We start from the raw sequence: 1,429 nt of genomic DNA, 5'->3' as shown, positions 1-1,429 counted from the left end.
GTAATGCCAGTCAGTTAAGCAACTGACTGGCTTTTTTGTTCCAGGCCTTACCATATTTACGTGGCCTTTCTTTCACCACTCTCGGGAAGGCTCTTTCTCTTCTTATCGGTAGCTTTACCATCTGCGCCATGCTCTCCATATCACGCATCAGTTCCGGGATCCGCCCCGGTGACGCGCCCTGTAATGTCATCAGCATCCGCATCACCATTCCGCATGATTCCGAGAAGCTCAGCTGGTTCGGCCAGTAACCTTTCAGACTACCCGCCATTTTTATCATCTGATAACGCACCAGATTATAGGCCAGCAGCACGCCCCACAGCTCCTGCTCCACAAGCTCCGGTTTTTTACTCCGCAGCGTCAGCCTGCTCAGTTGCATTGTCTGTTTGATTTCCCGGTAACCCAGTTCGATTTCCCACCGGTGGCTGTACAGGTCCGCCATCTCGCCTCCCGGATAGCGCATCGCATCCGTCATCGATGTCAGCAGATGGCAGACTTTTCCTTTCCGGGTGACGGTCAACAACCGGGCCGTCATTTCCTCTCCCAGCGCCGGCCACTTTTTCCGCGCCTGCGGGCTGGTTTTCAGCCTCACCAGATGGTCGCCTTTGCCCAGCTTCCGGATTTCCTCGTACTGCGCACCTTTCTTCAGCGGGATCATCCAGTGCCGGTGCTCTCCCGCCTCGCGCCAGGCGTTCAGTAGACCCAGTGAGTAGTAACCTTTATCCAGCAGGGTCAGGGTGTTATCGCCGGTCTGGTTTATCAACTGCTCTGCCAGCGTATATTCACTTTCCTTCATCGTGCCGAAGGCCGCGGCCGTCAGCAGGTGGCTGGTCAGCTCCATCTGGCAGACCATTTTGACCTGAGGATAAAGCCCGGGCTGACCGGCATAGGTCTGGCGCGGGAAGGCGGCGTCGTTTTCTGGCGTATCCGGTGTTCGCCAGACAACACCATCGACGGCCAGCAGCGTCAGGCCACACCAGTGGGGATGCGTCGTGGCACTGTGCCAGCGTTGCGCCGTTTGCGAGAACACGCGGTGGACCGCGTCACTGCCCAGTCGCTGACGAGCCTGGATAACAGCGCTGGGTGCGACGAAAGGACGGTCTCCCGGCAGCATGATATCCAGCCGGTTAACGATTTGATGAAGGGGTTCTTTACGCTCCAGGGCCATGCCGACAATGCACCAGACCATCATTTCCAGCGGCAGACGACGTTTGCGCAGAGTGACAGTGCCGGATTCGGCGAGGCAACGGGAGATGAGCTCAGGGTCGAGGTAATCCCCAAGAGAAGTCAGTGGGTTACGTAAAGAGTCGTAGCGTGAAACGAGATCAAGTGCCTGTCCAATGTGCATAAAAAAATCCGGAAACGGGTGAGCATTTCCGGATTCTTACACAGCCACTGGATCGATCAACCGATCCTTAACTGATCGGCATTA

1 pseudogene is annotated in these 1,429 nt (G+C 56.4%); it reads right to left on the bottom strand.

The features are described 5' to 3' along the window. Positions 1-14 precede the first annotated feature (14 nt). Positions 15-1,345: pseudogene (locus MUU51_RS00115) on the bottom strand (IS4 family transposase). Positions 1,346-1,429 lie beyond the last annotated feature (84 nt).

It is taken from the genome of Scandinavium manionii (genome assembly GCF_024764775.1).
GTDB lineage: Bacteria > Pseudomonadota > Gammaproteobacteria > Enterobacterales > Enterobacteriaceae > Scandinavium > Scandinavium manionii.
This window is presented reverse-complemented; position numbering and strand designations above follow the sequence as displayed.